Origin of the sequence: Pseudomonas sp. Marseille-Q0931 (genome assembly GCF_940789645.1) — a bacterium.
Classification (GTDB): domain Bacteria; phylum Pseudomonadota; class Gammaproteobacteria; order Pseudomonadales; family Pseudomonadaceae; genus Aquipseudomonas.
On record NZ_CALNWT010000001.1, the window covers coordinates 457,924 to 475,833 of the forward strand.

At 65.3% G+C, this 17,910-nt stretch carries 12 protein-coding genes; 4 read left to right on the forward strand and 8 right to left on the reverse strand.

Features of this window, described 5'->3' with window-relative positions; all coding sequences use genetic code 11:
• Position 1: 1 nt before the first annotated feature.
• Both P3C50_RS02315 and P3C50_RS02320 read left to right on the forward strand, forming a co-directional pair.
• On the forward strand, positions 2–3,046 hold the full coding sequence (locus P3C50_RS02315; protein WP_275544718.1) for an efflux RND transporter permease subunit: 3,045 nt from the start codon (positions 2–4) through the stop codon (positions 3,044–3,046).
• Positions 3,043–4,518 carry an efflux transporter outer membrane subunit gene (locus P3C50_RS02320; RefSeq protein ID WP_275544719.1) on the forward strand — a complete coding sequence of 492 codons (1,476 nt, stop codon included), beginning with the start codon at positions 3,043–3,045 and terminating at the stop codon, positions 4,516–4,518. Before P3C50_RS02315 ends, P3C50_RS02320 begins: the two co-directional genes overlap by 4 nt.
• 589 nt (positions 4,519–5,107) lie before the next feature.
• Here the strand turns inward: P3C50_RS02320 and P3C50_RS02325 are convergent.
• From P3C50_RS02325 to gcl, 8 genes are all read right to left on the reverse strand, one after another.
• Positions 5,108–6,133, reverse strand: a complete 1,026-nt coding sequence (locus P3C50_RS02325) for a DNA topoisomerase IB (protein ID WP_275544720.1) — start codon at positions 6,131–6,133, stop codon at positions 5,108–5,110.
• Positions 6,134–6,365: 232 nt separating this feature from the next.
• Positions 6,366–7,967 (reverse strand): hypothetical protein, encoded by a 1,602-nt coding sequence (locus tag P3C50_RS02330; RefSeq protein ID WP_275544721.1) that lies wholly within the window; start codon positions 7,965–7,967, stop codon positions 6,366–6,368.
• Positions 7,968–8,083: 116 nt separating this feature from the next.
• The gene (locus P3C50_RS02335) at positions 8,084–8,983 is read right to left on the reverse strand and encodes an urea transporter (protein ID WP_275544722.1); all 900 of its coding nucleotides are present in this window, start codon (positions 8,981–8,983) and stop codon (positions 8,084–8,086) included.
• Positions 8,984–9,244: 261 nt separating this feature from the next.
• Positions 9,245–10,660 (reverse strand): pyruvate kinase, encoded by a 1,416-nt coding sequence (pyk, locus tag P3C50_RS02340; RefSeq protein WP_275545333.1) that lies wholly within the window; start codon positions 10,658–10,660, stop codon positions 9,245–9,247.
• 82 nt (positions 10,661–10,742) lie between these two features.
• A complete protein-coding gene (locus tag P3C50_RS02345; protein WP_275544723.1) occupies positions 10,743–12,056 on the reverse strand; it encodes a glycerate kinase type-2 family protein in 1,314 nt (437 codons plus the stop codon).
• Positions 12,057–12,470: 414 nt separating this feature from the next.
• Positions 12,471–13,439, reverse strand: a complete 969-nt coding sequence (locus tag P3C50_RS02350) for a 2-hydroxy-3-oxopropionate reductase (protein ID WP_343252182.1) — start codon at positions 13,437–13,439, stop codon at positions 12,471–12,473.
• A 57-nt stretch (positions 13,440–13,496) separates the two neighbouring features.
• Positions 13,497–14,279 carry a hydroxypyruvate isomerase gene (gene hyi, locus P3C50_RS02355; RefSeq protein WP_275544725.1) on the reverse strand — a complete coding sequence of 261 codons (783 nt, stop codon included), beginning with the start codon at positions 14,277–14,279 and terminating at the stop codon, positions 13,497–13,499.
• 114 nt (positions 14,280–14,393) lie between these two features.
• The gene (gcl, locus tag P3C50_RS02360; RefSeq protein ID WP_275544726.1) at positions 14,394–16,169 is read right to left on the reverse strand and encodes a glyoxylate carboligase; all 1,776 of its coding nucleotides are present in this window, start codon (positions 16,167–16,169) and stop codon (positions 14,394–14,396) included.
• Positions 16,170–16,280: 111 nt separating this feature from the next.
• Between gcl and P3C50_RS02365 the strand changes: the two genes are divergently transcribed.
• Together P3C50_RS02365 and P3C50_RS02370 are read left to right on the forward strand one after the other, a co-directional pair.
• Positions 16,281–17,195 carry a LysR family transcriptional regulator gene (locus P3C50_RS02365; protein WP_013715037.1) on the forward strand — a complete coding sequence of 305 codons (915 nt, stop codon included), beginning with the start codon at positions 16,281–16,283 and terminating at the stop codon, positions 17,193–17,195.
• 182 nt (positions 17,196–17,377) lie between these two features.
• A complete protein-coding gene (locus tag P3C50_RS02370; RefSeq protein WP_275544727.1) occupies positions 17,378–17,812 on the forward strand; it encodes a GlcG/HbpS family heme-binding protein in 435 nt (144 codons plus the stop codon).
• The last annotated feature ends 98 nt before the right edge of the window (positions 17,813–17,910 follow it).

Here is a 17,910-nt window from a genome sequence, read left to right on the forward strand (position 1 = left end):
AATGGATTTCGCCCGCTACGCCATTACTCGTCGCGTCAATATCTGGATCCTGGTGCTGACCTGCCTGTTCGGCGGCATCCTCGCCTTCTTCGAGATCGGTCGCCTGGAGGACCCCGAGTTCACCATCAAGCAGGCCATCGTCAACGTGCAATATCCCGGCGCCACCGCACTGGAGGTCGAGCAGCAGGTCACCGAGCCACTGGAAAGCGCCATCCAGCAGATGTCGCAGATCAAGGAGATCCGCTCGCGCTCGATGCCGGGCATCGCCGAGATTCGCGTGGAGATGCAGGACCGCTACGCCGGCGATGCGCTGCCGCAGATCTGGGACGAGCTGCGTAACAAGGTCAACGATGCCCAGGGCGATCTGCCGCCCGGCATCGAGCCGCCGCAGGTCAACGACGACTTCGGTGACGTTTACGGCATTTTCTACGCGCTGACCGGTGACGGCCTGACGCTCAAGGAATTGCACGAAACAGCCAAGGAGCTGCGCCGCGCGCTGCTCGCCGCCGACGGCGTCGGCAAGGTGGAGATCGCCGGCGTGCAGGAGGAGCGCATCTTGGTCGAGGTCGATCAGGCGCAACTGGCGGCACTGGGCGTCGACCCGGACGAGATCGCCGCAGCCCTGGCCGACACCGATGCTGCTGTGGATGCCGGCGGCGTCACTGCCGGCGAGTTCTTCGTGCGCCTGCGCCCCAGCGGGGCCTTCGACTCGCTCGAGGAGTTGCGTGCGCTGTCGGTCGGCCAGGGCTCGCAGCGGGTCGAGCTGGGCGCCATTGCCAGGCTTTCGCGCGACTATGCCGAGCGGCCGCAGCAGATCATTCGCCATAACGGCCAGCCGGCATTGACGCTGGGCATCAGCGGGGTGTCCGGGGCGAACATCGTCGAGGTCGGGCAAAGCGTCGAAGCGGTACTCGAGGGCGTCCGGCACCGCATGCCGTTGGGCGCCGAGCTTCACCCGCTATACGAGCAGCACCGTATCGTCGACGATGCGGTGAACAGCTTCGCGCTCAACGTGTTCCTCTCGGTAGCTATCGTTGTCGGCGTGCTGTGCTTGGCCATGGGCCTGCGCGCCGGCGTCATCATCGGCGCGGTGCTGTTTCTTACCGTGCTAGGCACGCTGCTGGTGATGTGGCTGATGGGCATCGAGCTGGAGCGGATTTCCCTCGGCGCGTTGATCATCGCCATGGGCATGCTGGTGGACAATGCGGTAGTGGTCTGCGACGGCATGCTGGTGCGCCAGCGTCAGGGCAAGAGCATCCTCGAGGCCTCGCAGCAGACGCTGCAACAGACGCAATGGCCGCTGCTCGGCGCGACCATCATCGGTATCCTCGCCTTCGCCGGCATTGGCCTGTCCCAGGACACCACCGGCGAATTCCTCTTCTCGCTGTTCTTCGTCATCGCCGTTTCGCTGTTGCTCAGCTGGCTGCTGGCCTTGCTGCTGGTGCCGCTGTTCGGCCATTACCTGCTGCGCAAGGCCAGCGATGAGGAAGATGCCGACGCTGCCTACAGCGGCCCCTGGTATGCGCGCTACCGGCGGCTGGCGGCAGGCGTGCTGCGCCGGCCCTGGCTGACCATCGGTGCGCTGCTGGTGCTGACGGTGATCAGCGCGGTGATCTTCACCCGCCTGCCGCAGAGCTTCTTCCCGCCGTCGAGCACGCCGCTGTTCTACGTCAACCTGTTCCTGCCGCAAGGCACGCATATCCGCGACACTGCGCAGGCTGCCAGCGAGGTCGAGCAGTACCTGGCCGAGCAGGACGGCGTGAGCGAGGTGTCGAGCTTCATCGGCGCCGGGGCCTCGCGTTTCATGCTGACCTACATGCCGGAGCAGCCCAACGCCTCGCTGATGCACTTTCTCGTGCGTACCGAGGATGCCGAGCGGATCGCCAGCCTGGTCCGGCAGATCAATCAGGAACTGCCGCAGCGCTATCCATCGGCGGATGTCAGCGCCGCGCAGTTCATGTTCGGCCCCAACGCCGAGGCCAAGCTGGAAGCACGTATCAGCGGCCCGGACATCGAGGTGCTGCGCGCGCTGTCCGCCGAAGGACGCAAGCGCCTGCAGGAGCAGGGCCAGGTGCTCAATGTGCGCGACGATTGGCGCCAGCCGGAACTGGTGCTGCGCCCGCAACTGGCGCTGGATCGCCTCGCCGATGCCGGGCTGACCCGCCAGGCGGTGGCGCGCGCCCTGGCTGCCGGCAGCGAGGGCCAGCGCGTCAGCCTGCTGCGCGAGCGCGACGAGCTGATTCCGGTGCTGCTGCGCGCCGCGCCGCAGGACCGCATCGACAGCGACAACCTGCTGCAACGGCTGATCTGGAGCCCGGCCAGTAACGGCTACGTGCCGCTGGCGCAGGTGGCCGACGGCGTCGAGCCAAGCCGCGAGGACAGCATCATCGTGCGCTACGACCGCGAGCGCACCATCTCCGTCCGCGCCGAACCGCGTGACGGCGAAAACACCAACGAGGCGCACGCGCGCATCCGTCCGTTGATCGAGGACATCGAGTTGCCGCTCAACTACAGCCTGAAATGGGGCGGCGACTATGAGCAGTCCTCCGACGCCCAGCAGGCGCTGGCCGGTACGCTGGCGGTGCCCTATCTGGCGATGGTGCTGGTCACCGTATTGCTGTTCGCCAAGGTGCGCCAGCCGCTGATGATCTGGGCGGTGGTGCCCATGGCGATTTGCGGGGTGAGCTTCGGCCTGCTGCTCACCGGCCAGGCCTTCGGCTTCATGGCGCTGCTCGGCCTGCTCAGCCTCACCGGCATGCTGATCAAGAACGCCGTGGTGCTGGTGGACGAGATCGACCGGCAGATCGCCGACGAGGTGCCGCGCCTGACCGCCATCATCGAAGCCTCGGCCTCGCGCCTGCGTCCGGTGATGATGGCCGCCGGCACCACGGTGCTGGGCATGGTGCCGCTGCTCTTCGATCCGTTCTTCGCCAACATGGCGGTGACCATCATGGGCGGCCTGGGCTTCGCCACGCTACTGACCTTGCTCGCCGTTCCCTGCCTGTATCTGTTGCTGATGAAAGTGCGTCCGGAGGAAACCGCATGAGTGCCAAGCGCATGGCCGGCCCGCTGCTGTTCGCCCTGGCTCTGGGCGCCTGTTCCAGCGCACCGCAATACCCGGTGCCGCAACTGCCGCCAACCTGGTACAGCGCCGCTGGCGCGTCCGCGGTCGATGCCGAAAAGCTGGCCGCGTGGTGGCGCCAGTTCGACGACCCTCAGCTCACCGCATTGGTCGGCCGCGCCATGCAGCGCAACCATGACGTGCGCCTGGCCATGGCACGGGTCGACAGCGCCCGCGCGCAACTGCGCCAGTCGCGCGCCGGCCTGTTGCCAAGCTTTGACCTGCCGGGGTCGGCCAGCCGCCAATGGCTCGAGAACGACCAGGAGGCTGAACCCGGCAGTCCGCTGGCCGACTTCATCCCGGATGATGATCCGATCACCTTGGACAGTTGGGACCTGGCCCTGCAGGCGACCTGGGAGCTGGACCTGTTCGGCGCCGCCCGCGCACGGCGCGACAGCGCGGCCCAGCAGCTGCGCTCGGCCGAGGCGCAGACGGTGGCCGCGCGCCTGGCCGTGGCCTCCAACACCGCCCAGGGCTATCTGCAGCTGCGCGCGTTGCAGGGTCAGCGCGACCTGCTGGTGGAAGGCATAGAAGTGGCCAGCGAGCTGGAACGCATCGCCGGGCTGCTGTTTCATGCCGGCGAGGTCACCCGGCTGGACGTCGAGGCGACTTCCGCCGAGCGCGCGTCGCTGGAGGCCGACCTGGGCGAGCTGGACGTTCACCTGGCCGAAGCGCAACTGGCCCTGGATACACTGCTCGCCGAACCGCCGGGCAGCACTGCCAATCAGCTTGCCACCGGTGCTGCGGTGCCACTGGCCGAGCCGCGTATAGCCCCCGGCCAGCCCATCGACCTGCTGCGCCGCCGTCCGGATCTGATCGCCGAGGCGGCACGCCTGGACGCCGCCGAGCTGCAGGCGCTGGCCGCCCGTCGCGACCTGTTCCCGAAACTGGCGGTGCAGGCCGCCGTGGGCCGCTCCGGCTTCGCCTTGGGCGACGCCATTTCCGGCGCTTCGAACTTTGCCCGACTCGGTGCCACTTTCAGCCTGCCGTTGCTGGACTATCCGAACCGTGGTGCCGCCATCGAGCTGGCCGATGCCGAGGGCGAGACTGCCTACATCGCCTTCGAGCAGGCCCTGGCCGGCGCGTTGGAGGAAGTCGAACGCGGCCTGACGCGCATCGCCGGCCAGCAACGCCGACATGCCGCCCTCAGCCGCACCCGCGACCATCGCGAGCGCGCGCACCGGCTGGCGCAGCGCAGCTACGAGCTGGGCGAAGTGAACCTGAGCGAGGTGCTGGACGCCCAGCGTGGCGCGCTGCAAGCCCGGCAACGGGCGCTGGAAGGCCGGACCGCGCTGGCGACGGCGCAGGTTGCGCTGTATGTAGCGTTAGGCGGTGGCTGGAACGCGGAGGCCGCAGAAGCTGCGCATGCACCGAGCGAGGCCAGCGCTGCGCAGTGATAGCGCCGGATTCCAGGCGCAGAGAGCAGGCGACTCCCTTGAACATCGATATACCGAGGCGGTAAGAGCGGCTTCAGCCGCGATGCTTGCATCCTCGATATTTGATCCATGCCCTGAGGTCGGCGACACGAAAAGCGCCCACATGCCAAGTTCATGGCCGCTGCGCGTGACCGACGCGGCAGGCGCGGCTTTCGCCGCGAATCGCGAATAAATTCGCTCCTACACAAGGCGCTTTGGTTGCCTGAACACGCGCAGCCGGCACTGGGCGAGGTCAGCGCTGCGCAGTAATAGCGCCGGATTCCAGGGCCGGTGGGTTGAACATCGATATACCGAGGCTGTAAGAGCGGCTTCAGCCGCGATGATGGCATCCTCGATATCCGATCCATGCCCGAGGTCGGCGATACGAAAAGCGCCCATACGCCAACGTACATGGCCGCTACGCGTGACCGACTCGACAGGCGCGGTTTTCGCCGCAAATCGCGAATGAATTCGCTCCTACACAAGGCGCTTTGATCGTTCCCACGCTCCGGTGGGACTGCTGCCCAGGCCGCTCTGCGTCCGTCAGGTTGAGCCCCGCCAGGTATCAGGCTCAGGTCATCGGCAGTTTTTCCAGGAAGCGCATCAACAGGCTTTCTTCAGCGCGCAGGCCCTTGCGCGGCGTCGCCAGGCGGAGGCTGGACAGCTCGCCGGCATGGAAGGCATCGAGGAGCGCGGGGTGGATGTAGCACTTGCGGCAGACCGCCGGCGTATTACGCAACTGTTGGGCAACCTCCTTGACCATCGCCACCACATGTTTCTTCGCCGCGCTATCGGGTTGCCATTCGAGCTCTCGCAGTAGCGTCAGAGCCAGCGCGCTGCCCGCCCAGGTACGGTAGTGCTTGGCGGTGAAGTCGGCGCCGGTGAGTTCACGCAGGTAGTCGTTGATGTCGGTGGAGGTGACCGCCCGACGTTCGCCATGCTCGTCCAGATACTGGAACAGGTGCTGCCCGGGCAGTTCCAGGCAGCGCTGGATGATGCGCGCCAGACGCCGGTCGCTGATCTTCACCTCATGCTCGATGCCGCTCTTGCCGCGAAAATGAAAGCGTATCGTGCTGCCTTGCACTTCGACGTGGCGATTGCGCAGGGTGGTCAGGCCATAGGAGCGATTGTCCCGCGCGTAGCGGGCGTTGCCGATGCGGATCAGGGTGTTGTCCAGCAGCAGGATCACCGTCGCCAGCACTTTCTCTCGGCGGTGTTCGCGCAGGTTCAGGTGCTGTTGCAGGGCTTCACGCAGTGCCGGCAGGGCTTTGCCGAAGGCCAGCAGGCTGGCGTACTTGTCGGCATCCCTGATTTCGCGCCAGCGGGCGTGGTAGCGGTATTGCTTGCGCCCGCGGGCGTCGCGGCCCGTTGCCTGCAGATGACCGTTGGCCAGAGGGCAGATCCATACCTCGGTATAGGCGGGCGGCACCGCCAGGGCATTGATGCGGGCCACCTCCTGCGGGTCACGGATGCGTTGGCCCTGGCTGTCGAAATAGCAGAACTTGCCACGCAGCTTGCGACGGCTGATGCCTGGCATGCTGTCGTCGACATAGCGCAGGTCGGCGGGTAGCTCGATGTCGCCAGGCGCCAGACTCATCGACGCACCTCCCGACAAGGCGCGCAGGCAAGAGGCGAAAGGGCGATGGCAGGGCAGCGGACAAGGTCGGGCATGGGCGTCGCTCGTCGTGGCAGATATCCATTAGCCCGCCGAACGCGGCGGGAGTTCAGTCTTTACCCGAACAAAGGGCGCAGGATCGGCCGCGTCGGCATGATCTGCGCGATCACGGCTCCTCTGGATGATTCACGCACGGCCCAGCGTTTGCCGCGCGCTAGCGCTCGTCCTTCTTGCGCGTCCAGTAGACCTGACCGTCGACGATGACATCCTCCGGCTTGCTCTTGTCGGCATTGTCGAGCACAGCGAAGAAGCGGCGCTCCTCTCCCTGCGGGTTCGACAGCACCAGGGCGTAATCCTCGAAGCGATAGTTCGAGGTGACGCTGTCGTCGCGATTGCTGCCAGTGATGATGTAGCTGGTGGCGAATCTTCCCGCGACGAAGCCGCTGCGCTTGTGCGTGACGGTTCCATCCGGGCGGAACACGAAGGAGCGGTCGCTGCGAGCGCCGCCCATACCGACATTGAGGAAATAATAACTGTGATCGAGCCGCGTATCGGCCGGCAGCGGCGCCAGTTCCTGTGCTTTGGAGAGATCGATCTTTTCTCCGTCACGCGACAACGTGATCTCGCCTGTCCAGCTCTTTGACCAGGTAAGCCAGTTCTCCGGCTCACGGCTCTTCGAGGCGCTCACATCGAGGTCTGTAAAGGGGAATTTCCAGGTATGGCGGTAGGCGCTCGCGTCCGACAGCAGGACGTAGATGTCCTCGTCGCGGCTGGTGTAGCCATTGCCGAAACCGTCCAGACGGTGCGCGAAGTCCGCGACGTAGAGCACGCGATCGACCTCGGCCATGGCGATACCCTTACCCGGCCCGGCGAAAACCTCGTTGGCCTCCGGCGGCCGGTGGACGAGACCGGCTTGGTCATCGGCTTTGGCGAGGGGCGTTTGAGTTTGTTCCAGAGTGAGTATCTGGCACTCGCGCAGCGAGATCTCGGCATTCTTGCCATCGATGACGTTGCGTACCTGGCCGATGACGACGCGGTCCTGGCCAAGCGCCTCGTTCATCCGCGTTTTGTGCGTGTCGTCCTTGAAGCTGCGGCAGGACAGCGAGAAGCGCGATTGGCGAGCCCCGCGCCACTCGCGCAGGCGATTGTCGGCAACCACACGGCCGTAACCGGCGACCGCGCCCTGGTTCTGCAGATAGGTTTCCAGGCGGTCTTCACGTGCCTTGCGCAGGTCGCGATCCTCAAGCGCCCCCTCGTAGGAGCCGACGCTGGCCATTTCGGCGTCGGCCAGCACCGTCAGGTGCGCCAACCCCCTGACCTGCAGGTTAGCTTGCGCTGAGTCCGCTGGTGCTCGCGCCAGGTCCAGCCCGTAATTGCCTGCCAAGCGGCGCAGCTTGCGCACGAGGGGTTTGATGGCGTACTTCTCGTCAGCGAGGAATATTGCCAGGTCCGCACAGGGCGCGGGGTCCGCGGCGAGCGGGGAGGCGATCTGGGTACGGGCACGCGTGAGGTTGCCTTCCATTTCCTTGCGAAACGCTTCGCTATTGCGCACCAGTTCGCTTATGACCTGGTCGTAGTCGGCGATGTCGTTGCGATTGCTCCAGCTTGCCAGGGCATCTCGACGCGCGCTTTCGCTTTGCGGGCTGCGTTCGTCGCAAAGTTCCTTGACCGTTCTCGCCGTCACCACTCGAGTGGCCGCCTCGGAAAGCGTGGCGTTGAATTCGGCGTCCGTAGCGCTCGCTGCTGGCGATAGCGAGCCGGCCAATAGTGCAAGCGCGAAAGCGGACAATCCGCTTGATTTGTTTTCCAAGATCATGGGCAACGCTCCCTGTGCTTACTTTTGTCTGGCCGCCGATAAACCTGGCGGCTGAAGACTCTGAGCGCTATCCCTGGCCTGAGTTCATCTGCTGTGTATCGCGTTTCAGCGCTGCGTCATGAGACCCCGTTCCTTACTGCCCGTTGCCAGCTCAGCGCGCAGGCTTTGACTAGCCAGCAGGCGAGGATGAACGGCATGGTCAGCGCTGGTAGGCCCAGTGCGCTGAACGCCGGTTGCAGGACCAGGGCCAGCAGGATTCCCGCTGCGGGGACCAATGGGCAGCGATAGACCTGGGCCAGGGCGATGGCGGCGAGGGTGGCGTTGTAGCCATAGAGTCCGGCCAGGGCGGCATCGCTGGGCCAGCCATGCGCTATCGCCGGGGCAAGGCCGCTGCTGGAGCCTAGTAGCGCCCAGAGCGCCGTGCGGCCATCGGCCAGGCGCAGACCGATCAGCAGGCACAGGCCGGCCAGTGGCGAGTCGAGGAAGATCACCTGGCCGAGGCCGCGCAAAATGGCCTGCAGCAGTTGTACAGCGTCGAACTCAGCTGAGTGCGATGGAACTGAAAGTGGCTGATCGGCCGGGGCGAACAACGCCAGCAGCAGCCAGCCGAGCAGTACGAAGGGAAGGGTGAAGGCGGGCAGCCAGCCCTGCCGGCGCATGCGCCGCATCCAGGGCGCCAGCAGCAGGCTGGACAGGGCAGCGCTGGCGATGACCAGCACGGGCAGCAACGGCGTCCATGGCAGTTTCAGGCTCAGCAGCAGGCCGAGCAGAATGCCGTTGTAGCCATACAGGCCGATGGCGATGTCCGCTTGCGGGTAGCCGCGGCGTTGCGCGACCAGCATCGCGCTGAGGCCACCGAGCAGCGCGCCGGGCAGCAGCTCGGGAGCGCCACTGAGGATGGCGAGCGCCACCAGCGCGCCGGAGCCTGGGTGCTGTTGCAGGAAAATCTGGGCGAAGCCGCAGAGCAGGGCGCGCAGGCTTTGCAGGGCAGGGTGTGAGGTGGGTAGTGGAGGCATGATGTGTGTGCCAAGAGATCCCTCTCCCCCAGCCCCTCTCCCGCAAGCGGGAGAGGGGAGTTGTTCGTGTCGCTTGGAGGAGCCATGTAGGGCGCGCTGTGCGCACCGCCAAAGGAAGCAAGGTGTGCACGGCCTAGGCGGCCCCGCGACACCCTACGAATCAATACAGCGCGTAGCCCGGGTGAAATCCGGGAATCAGGAGTCGAGCTTTCCCCGGATTTCATCCGGCTACGGTTCTTTATTGCGTCGAGAATCACCGGCTCAATGCAGCGTCTCGATCCTCAGGCTGTTGGTGCTGCCGGGTTGGCCGAAGGGTTCGCCGGCGGTGATCACTACGGTTTCACCGCGCTTGGCCATGCCCTGGGCCTGGGCGATCTCCAGCGCGGTGCTGGTGACCTCTTCGACCCTGCGCAGGCGCTCGTTGACCACCGAGTAGATGCCCCAAGCCACGGTGAGACGGCGGGCGGTGGTCAGGCTTGGCGTCAGGCTGAGGATCGGCGCCTTCGGTCGCTCGCGTGAGGCGCGCAGGCTGCTGGCACCGGACTCGCTGTAGTTGACCAGGGCCGCCACCGGCAGGATCGAGCTGATACGGCGGATGGCGCAGCTGATGGCGTCGCTGGCGGTGGCTTCGGCCTGCGGGCGACCGACGTCGAGTTGAGTCTGGTAGTCCGGGCCATTTTCCACCTGGCGGATGATCTTGCTCATCATCTGCACGGTTTCCAGTGGGTAGTCGCCGGAGGCCGTCTCGGCCGACAGCATGACTGCATCGGCGCCTTCGGCCACGGCATTGGCCACATCGGTGACCTCGGCGCGGGTCGGCGCCGGGGAGAAACGCATGGATTCGAGCATCTGCGTGGCGACCACCACCGGGCGGCCGAGCTGGCGGCAGGTGCGCACGATGTCCTTCTGGATACGCGGCACGTTCTCGGCCGGCACCTCCACGCCCAGATCGCCGCGCGCCACCATGATGGCGTCGCACAGACGGGCGATTTCTTCGAGATGCTGCACCGCCGAGGGCTTCTCTATCTTGGCCATCAGGAAGGCCTTGCCGCCGATCAGCTCACGAGCCTCGACGATGTCTTCCGGGCGCTGCACGAACGACAGCGCCACCCAGTCCACGCCCAGCTCCAGCCCGAAGGCCAGGTCGCGGCGATCCTTCTCGGTCAGCGGCGACAGTTGCAGCACCGCCTCGGGTACGTTGACGCCCTTGCGGTCGGACAGCTCGCCGCCGGCTACCACTTCGGTGACTACGGCATCGGCCTGCTTGCCGGTCACTTTCAGGCGCAGGCGGCCGTCGTCCAGTAGCAGGCTCATGCCCGGCTGCAGGGCTTCGATGATTTCCGGGTGGGGCAGGTTGACCCGGTTGGCGTCACCGGGTGTGGTGTCCAGATCCAGGCGCAGGCTCTGGCCGTTGACCAGTTGCACCTTGCCTTCGGCAAAGCGGCCGACGCGCAGTTTCGGCCCCTGCAGGTCCATGAGGATGCCGATGGGCTGGTTCAGCTCGCGCTCTACCTCGCGTACCCACTGGTAGCGCTGGGCGTGGTCGGCGTGCTCGCCGTGGCTGAAGTTGAGGCGAAACAGGTTGACCCCGGCTTCCACCAGCTGGCGGATATGCGCGGCGTCGCGGATCGCCGGGCCGAGGGTGGCGAGGATCTTTACTTTCTTGTCGGGAGTCATCTGGCAGGCCTTGGTCATGAGTTTTGTCGATGGCGTTGCGGCGTAGGGCGGGTGCAACCCGCCACCAGCGCTCTGGCGGTTTTCACCCGTCCTTCAGGGAGGCGCCCAGTGGTTCTTCACCTGCAGTTTCCGATGTTCCCAGGATCAGAATGGCGCGGAAGTCGTTGACGTTGGTACGGGTCGGGCCGGTGACGATCAGCTCGTCGAGGGCGGCGAAGTAGCCATAGCCGTTGTTGTTGTCCAGTTCGTCTCGGGCGCTCAGACCCTTGATGCCGGCACGGGCGTAGCTGTAGGGCGTCATGATGGCGCCGGCGTTGTCTTCGGAACCGTCGATGCCGTCGGTGTCGCCGGCCAGCGCGTAGATGCCGGGCAGGCCCTTGAGGCTCTCGGTGAGGCTGAGGAGGAATTCGGCGTTGCGTCCGCCACGGCCGTTGCCGCGCACGGTGACGGTGGTTTCGCCGCCGGAAAGGATCACGCATGGCGGCTTGATCGGCTGGCCGTGCAACTGCACCTGGCGGGCGATGCCGGCATGCACCTTGGCCACGTCGCGCGACTCGCCTTCCAGATCGCCAAGAATCAGCACCGGCAGACCGGCGGCTTCGGCTTTGGCCGCAGCCGCGTCGAGCGACTGTTGCGGGGTGGCGATCAGCTGGAAGTGGCTACGGGCGAGCACCGGGTCGCCCGGCTTGACCGTTTCCGAGCGCGGGTCCTGCAGCCAGGCGCGCACGTTGGCGGGAATGTCGATTTGATAACGGGCGAGAATCGCCAGGGCGTCGACCGAGGTGGTCGGATCGCCCACGGTGGGGCCGGAGGCGATCACCGTTGCTTCGTCGCCGGGCACGTCGGAGATGGCGTAGGTGTAGACCGTGGCTGGCCAGCAGGCCTTGGCCAGGCGGCCGCCCTTGATCGCCGAGAGGTGCTTGCGCACACAGTTCATCTCGCCAATGGTGGCGCCGGATTTGAGCAGCGCCTTGTTGATCGCCTGCTTGTCCTTAAGGCTGATGCCCTCTGCCGGCAGCGCCAGCAGCGAAGAGCCGCCGCCAGAAAGCAGGAAAATCACCCGGTCGTCTTCGGACAGGTTCGACACCAGCTCCAGCACGCGGCGGGCGACGCGCTCGCCGGCATCGTCCGGCACCGGGTGCGCGGCCTCCACCACTTCGATCTTCCTGCAATCGGCGCCGTGCTCGTAGCGGGTCACCACCAGGCCGCTGACCTCGCCCTGCCACTGTTGCTCGATCACCTCGGCCATGGCCGCGGCGGCCTTGCCAGCGCCGATGACGATGACGCGGCCGCTACGGTCGGCAGGCAGATGATCGGCCAGTACCTGGCGCGGATGGGCAGCAGCGATGGCGGTGGCGAACAGGTCACGCAGCAGGCTTTGCGGGTCGAAGGTCATGGTGGTGGTCTCTTGCGGATCGATTCCAGTCCGCAGATGCCGCGCGCAGCATCTGGGGAATGGAATCGACCAACCTGGCAATCGGGCCGTGACACCTCCTGCCAGGAAGGTCGAAAGGGTGGGCCAGAAGCAAAGCCCCTCTCCCTAACCCTCTCCCATAAATGGGAGAGGGGACTGGTCCGGCGTACGCCGAAACTCCGTGCAACGCCGAGCTGCTTGTCCCTCACTCCCACAAGTGGGAGAGGGGACTGGTTTGGCGTACGCCGAAATCCGTGCAACACCAAGCTGCTTGTCCCTCACTCCCACAAGTGAGAGGGGGACTGGTTTGGCGTACCCCAAAACTCCGTGCAACGCCGAGCCGCTTGTCTCCCCTCTCCCGCATGCGGGAGAGGGGCCGGGGGAGAGGGCGCTCTGTTACTCGCCGCGGATATTGAAGTTGGCCATATGCTCCAGGCCCTTGATCAGGCCAGAGTGGTCCCAGCCGCTGCCGCCGAGGGCCGCGCAGGTGCTGAACACTTGCTGGGCATTGGCGGTGTTGGGCAGGTTCAGGCCCAGCTCGCGAGCGCCGGACAGCGCCAGGTTGAGGTCCTTCTGGTGCAGGCTGATGCGGAAGCCCGGGTCGAAGGTGCCCTTGATCATGCGCTCGCCGTGCACTTCGAGGATCTTCGAGCCGGCGAAACCACCGGACAGCGCCTCGCGCACCTTGGCCGGGTCGGCACCGTTTCTGGCAGCGAACAGCAGCGCTTCGGCCACTGCCTGGATGTTCAGGGCGACGATGATCTGGTTGGCCACCTTGGCAGTCTGGCCGTCGCCATTGCCGCCGACGAGGGTGATGTTCTTGCCCATGGCCTGGAACAGCGGCAGCGCGCGTTCGAAGGCGTTCGGGCAGCCGCCGACCATGATCGACAGCGTCGCGGCCTTGGCGCCGACTTCACCGCCGGACACCGGGGCGTCCAGGTAGGCAGCGCCGGTGGCCTTGATCTTCTCGGCGAAGGCCTTGGTGGCGGAGGGCGAGATCGAGCTCATGTCGATCACGACCTTGCCGCTGCCAACACCGCTGGCAACGCCGTCTGCGCGGAACAGCACGTCTTCGACCTGTGGGGTGTCCGGCACCATGACGATGATGAATTCGGCTTCCTGCGCGACTTCCTGCGGGTTGGCCAGCGCGACAGCCCCGGCAGCCACGAGGTCGGCCGGAGCCGGGTCGTGATGCTCGGAAAGGAACAGGGTGTGACCGGCTTTCTGCAGGTTCTGGGCCATGGGTTTGCCCATGATGCCGGTGCCGATAAATCCGATTTTTGCCATGAGAATTTGCCTCTTTGTATTTGTCTGTCTCGATGTTGGGGGCGACGCAGGCCTGTGGGAGCGGGCTTGCCCGCGAATGCAGTGGTGGGTTCACTGCCGCTTTCGCGGATGAATCCGCTCCTACAGGTGCAGCCGTCAGATCACGTTATGCGCCTTCATCCAGCCGAGGCCGGCAGCGGTGGTGGTGGCCGGCTTGTATTCACAGCCGATCCAGCCCTGGTAGCCGATGCGATCCAGGTGCTCGAAGAGGAAGCGGTAGTTGATCTCGCCAGTGCCCGGCTCGTTGCGGCCCGGGTTGTCGGCCAGTTGCACGTGGTTGATGGCGGCCAGGTTGTTTTCCACGGTGCGGGCCAGGTCACCTTCCATGATCTGCATGTGGTAGATGTCGTACTGCAGGTACAGGTTGGTGCTGCCGACCTTGTCGCGGATGTCCAGGGCCTGCTTGGTGGTGCTGAGGTAGAAGCCGGGGATGTCGCGGGTGTTGATGGCTTCCATCACCAGGCGGATGCCGGCACCGGCCAGCTTGTCGGCGGCATAGCGCAGGTTGTCGACGAAGGTTTTCTCGACGGTGGCGCAATCCACGCCCTGCGGGCGGATGCCGGCCAGGCAGTTGATCTGCTTGTTGCCCAGCACCTTGGCGTAGGCGATGGCCTTGTCGACGCCGGCGCGGAACTCCTCGATGCGGTTCGGGTGGCAGGCGATGCCGCGCTCGCCCTTGCCCCAGTCGCCGGCCGGCAGGTTGAACAGCACCTGCTCCAGTTTGTTGGCGTCCAGGCGGGCCTTGATCTCTTCCACCGTGAAGTCATAGGGGAAGAGGTATTCCACGCCGCTGAAACCGGCTTCGGCGGCAGCGGCGAAACGGTCCAGGAAGTCCACTTCGGTGAACAGCATGGACAGGTTGGCAGCAAAACGGGGCATGGTGTGCTCCTTGTCGTAGCCCGGATGCAATCCGGGGCGGTGTTGCGGTCTTCCCGGATTGCATCCGGGCTACGTCGTGATGGCCGGGTGCGCGTGGCACACCCGGCGTACTGATCAATCCAGCAGCGAGATGGCGGTCGGGGCGTCGACGCCGCGCTCGGCCAGTTCCTCGAACTCGTTGACGGCGTTGATCTCGGTGCCCATGGAGATGTTGGTGACACGCTCCAGGATCACCTCGACCACCACCGGTACACGGTGTTCGGCCATCAGGCGCTTGGCTTCGGCGAAGGCGTTCTGCAGTTCGTTCGGGTCGAACACGCGGATCGCCTTGCAGCCCAGGCCCTCGACCACGGCGATGTGGTCGACGCCATACCCATTGAGCTCCGGCGCGTTGATGTTCTCGAACGCCAGCTGCACGCAGTAGTCGATGTCGAAGCCGCGCTGCGCCTGACGAATCAGCCCCAGGTAGGAGTTGTTCACCAGCACGTGGATGTAAGGCAGGTTGAACTGCGCGCCGACAGCCAGCTCTTCGATCATGAACTGAAAGTCATAGTCGCCGGACAGCGCCACCACGTTGCGGGTCGGGTCGGCCTTGACCACGCCGAGGGCCGCCGGAATGGTCCAGCCCAGCGGGCCGGCCTGGCCGCAGTTGATCCAGTGGCGCGGCTTGTAGACGTGCAGGAACTGCGCGCCGGCGATCTGCGACAGACCGATGGTGCTGACGTAGCAGGTGTCCTTGCCGAAGGCCTCGTTCATCTCCTCGTACACGCGCTGCGGCTTGGCCGGCACGTTGTCGAAGTGGGTCTTGCGCTGCAGGGTGCGCTTACGCTCGCGGCACGACTCGACCCAGGCGCTGCGATCCTTCAGCTTGCCGGCGGCTTTCCACTCGCGGGCCACTTGGAGGAAGGCATTCAGTGCGTTACCGGCGTCGGAAACGATGCCCAGATCCGGGTTGAACACGCGGCCGATCTGCGTCGGTTCGATGTCAACATGGATGAACTTGCGGCCCTCGGTATAGACGTCCACCGAGCCGGTGTGGCGGTTGGCCCAGCGGTTGCCGATGCCGAACACCAGGTCGGAAGCGAGCAGGGTGGCGTTGCCGTAGCGATGCGAGGTCTGCAGGCCGACCATGCCGACCATCAGCTTGTGATCGTCCGGAATCGCGCCCCAGCCCATCAGCGTCGGCACCACCGGTACGCCGGTCAGCTCGGCGAATTCGACCAGCTTGTCCGCCGCATTGGCGTTGAAGATGCCACCACCGGCGACCAGCAGCGGGCGCTCGGCGTCATTGAGCATGGCGATGGCCTTCTCGGCCTGGACGCGGCTGGTGCTCGGCTTGGCTACCGGCAGCGGCTCGTAGGCGTCGATATCGAACTCGATCTCGGCCATCTGCACGTCGAACGGCAGGTCGATCAGCACCGGGCCGGGGCGGCCGCTGCGCATTTCATGGAAGGCGCGCTGGAAGGCGCGAGGCACCTGGCCGGGTTCCATCACGGTGGTGGCCCATTTGGTCACCGGGCCGACAATGCTGGTGATGTCGACCGCCTGGAAGTCTTCCTTGTGCATGCGTGCACGCGGCGCCTGGCCGGTAATGCAGAGGATTGGAATGGAGTCGGCGGAGGCCGAGTACAGGCCGGTGACCATGTCGGTGCCGGCGGGGCCGGAGGTGCCGATGCACACGCCGATATTGCCGGCGTTGGTGCGGGTGTAGCCCTCGGCCATGTGCGAAGCGCCTTCGACGTGACGGGCCAGGACGTGATCGATGCCACCGAGTTTCTTCAGGGCGGCATACAGGGGGTTGATGGCGGCGCCGGGGACGCCGAACGCGGTATCGACGCCTTCGCGACGCATCACCAGTACGGCTGCCTCGATTGCTCTCATTCTGGCCATGACCATTGTTCTCCGAGTCAGTGGTTTTTCTTCTTGGGAGCAAGGATGACCGCTGTACCGGTGCGGCGGAATTGTTGGATACTTCAGTTCTGTCGATACTTGGAGTACCGAATGGACCGTCATACCCTTATCCGAAGTTTCGTTCTGGTGGCCGACAATGGCAGCTTCGCCGCAGCTGCGCTCAGTGAAGGCGTCACCCCGGTGGTCATGGGGCGCCGCCTGGACGCGCTGGAGCGCCACCTGGGCGTCAAGTTGATGCATCGCTCCACGCGTGGTCTGCAGCTGACCGACCTCGGTGAGCAGTACCTCGATCGCGCCCGCGCACTGCTCAAGGACTTCGACGAGGCCGATGCCAGCGTGGCCCGTGGGGGCAGGTCGGTGCGCGGGCATTTGGTGGTATCCGCGCCTGCCGCGTTCGGCAGACGGCATATCGCGCCGCATGCGCCGGCATTTCTCAAGCGCTACCCGGACCTGAAGCTGTCGTTCAACTTCACCGACAGCCTGGTCGATCTGGTGCGCCAGGGTTACGACATGGGCATCCGCATCGGCGAGGTGACCGACCCCAACTACGTTGCGGTCAAGCTCTTCCCCAATCGCCGTGTGGTCTGTGGCGCGCCCAGTTACTTCGAACTGCATGGCGTGCCGCGCACCCTCGAAGATCTGGCGCGGCACAATTGCCTGGCGTTCAACCTGCAGGGTGGCCAGCAGCGCGGCTGGACCTTCCTGCGCGACGGGCGCCAGGTGGCGGTGAAAGTGGCCGGCAACCTCGATTGCAACGACGGCGAACTGCTCTACGACTGGGTCAAGCAGGGGCTGGGAATCGGCTGGCGCTCAACCTGGGAAATTCAGGCGGAGTTGAAGGCCGGCGAGCTGGTCACGGTGCTCGATGATTACGAAATCCCGGCCTATGACATCCAGGCGGTATACCCACAGCAGCGCTACCTGCCGGCCAAGGTGCGCTTTTTCATCGACTATCTGAAGGACATCTACAACGCGCCGGGGTACTGGGAAGTACGAGGAGGTTGACCGGTTAATTCGATACTTGCCTTGTTATTCAAGAAAACTGAAATTGTGTACATTTTTGATTTGTTTTGTTCTTTTATGTTGAAACAATCCCTCTGTTCGGCTATTGCATAAGGCGCTTTCTCATGTCGCACGTCGTCATTGGTGCGTGCGGCGACTTCCCGTTCGGTTTTCGGAGAATCCTTATGAATGCGCTCAACCTGTCCACAGCCGTGAGCATTACCCACAACGCGCTTGCCGTCGGGCGTGAGCTTCGCGCTGCGCCGCTGACGGTGGCGGTGCTGGATGCCGGCGGGCATCTGATCAGCCTGCAGCGCGAGGATGGTGCCAGCCTGCTGCGTCCGCAGATCGCCATCGGCAAAGCCTGGGGTGCACTGGCGCTGGGCAAGGGCTCGCGCCTGATCGCCGCCGATGCGCAGCAGCGCCCGGCCTTTATCGGTGCGGTGAACAATCTGGCCCAGGGCAGCCTGGTGCCGGCGCCTGGCGGCGTGTTGATCCGTGACGCGCAGGGGCAGGTGATCGGCGCGGTCGGCATCACCGGCGACACCTCGGACATCGATGAGCAGTGTGCGGTCAGCGCGCTTGAAGCTCTTGGCTTGAAGGCGGATGCGGGAGCGTAGGGAGGCTTTGCGCACCGCCTTGATCGCGGCTGCGCGATGCCCTGGGTTGCATCCGGGCTACGACTGTGGGAGGGGCTTCAGTCGCGACTGGGACATCG

Coding starts and splice junctions, on each gene's coding strand:
- gcl (WP_275544726.1), bottom strand. CDS start 16,169: ATGGCCAGAATGAGAGCAATCGAGGCAGCCGTACTGGTGATGCGTCGC.
- P3C50_RS02330 (WP_275544721.1), bottom strand. CDS start 7,967: ATGATCTTGGAAAACAAATCAAGCGGATTGTCCGCTTTCGCGCTTGCA.
- P3C50_RS02365 (WP_013715037.1), top strand. CDS start 16,281: ATGGACCGTCATACCCTTATCCGAAGTTTCGTTCTGGTGGCCGACAAT.
- hyi (WP_275544725.1), bottom strand. CDS start 14,279: ATGCCCCGTTTTGCTGCCAACCTGTCCATGCTGTTCACCGAAGTGGAC.
- P3C50_RS02325 (WP_275544720.1), bottom strand. CDS start 6,133: ATGAGTCTGGCGCCTGGCGACATCGAGCTACCCGCCGACCTGCGCTAT.
- pyk (WP_275545333.1), bottom strand. CDS start 10,660: ATGACTCCCGACAAGAAAGTAAAGATCCTCGCCACCCTCGGCCCGGCG.
- P3C50_RS02320 (WP_275544719.1), top strand. CDS start 3,043: ATGAGTGCCAAGCGCATGGCCGGCCCGCTGCTGTTCGCCCTGGCTCTG.
- P3C50_RS02335 (WP_275544722.1), bottom strand. CDS start 8,983: ATGCCTCCACTACCCACCTCACACCCTGCCCTGCAAAGCCTGCGCGCC.
- P3C50_RS02370 (WP_275544727.1), top strand. CDS start 17,378: ATGAATGCGCTCAACCTGTCCACAGCCGTGAGCATTACCCACAACGCG.
- P3C50_RS02345 (WP_275544723.1), bottom strand. CDS start 12,056: ATGACCTTCGACCCGCAAAGCCTGCTGCGTGACCTGTTCGCCACCGCC.
- P3C50_RS02315 (WP_275544718.1), top strand. CDS start 2: ATGGATTTCGCCCGCTACGCCATTACTCGTCGCGTCAATATCTGGATC.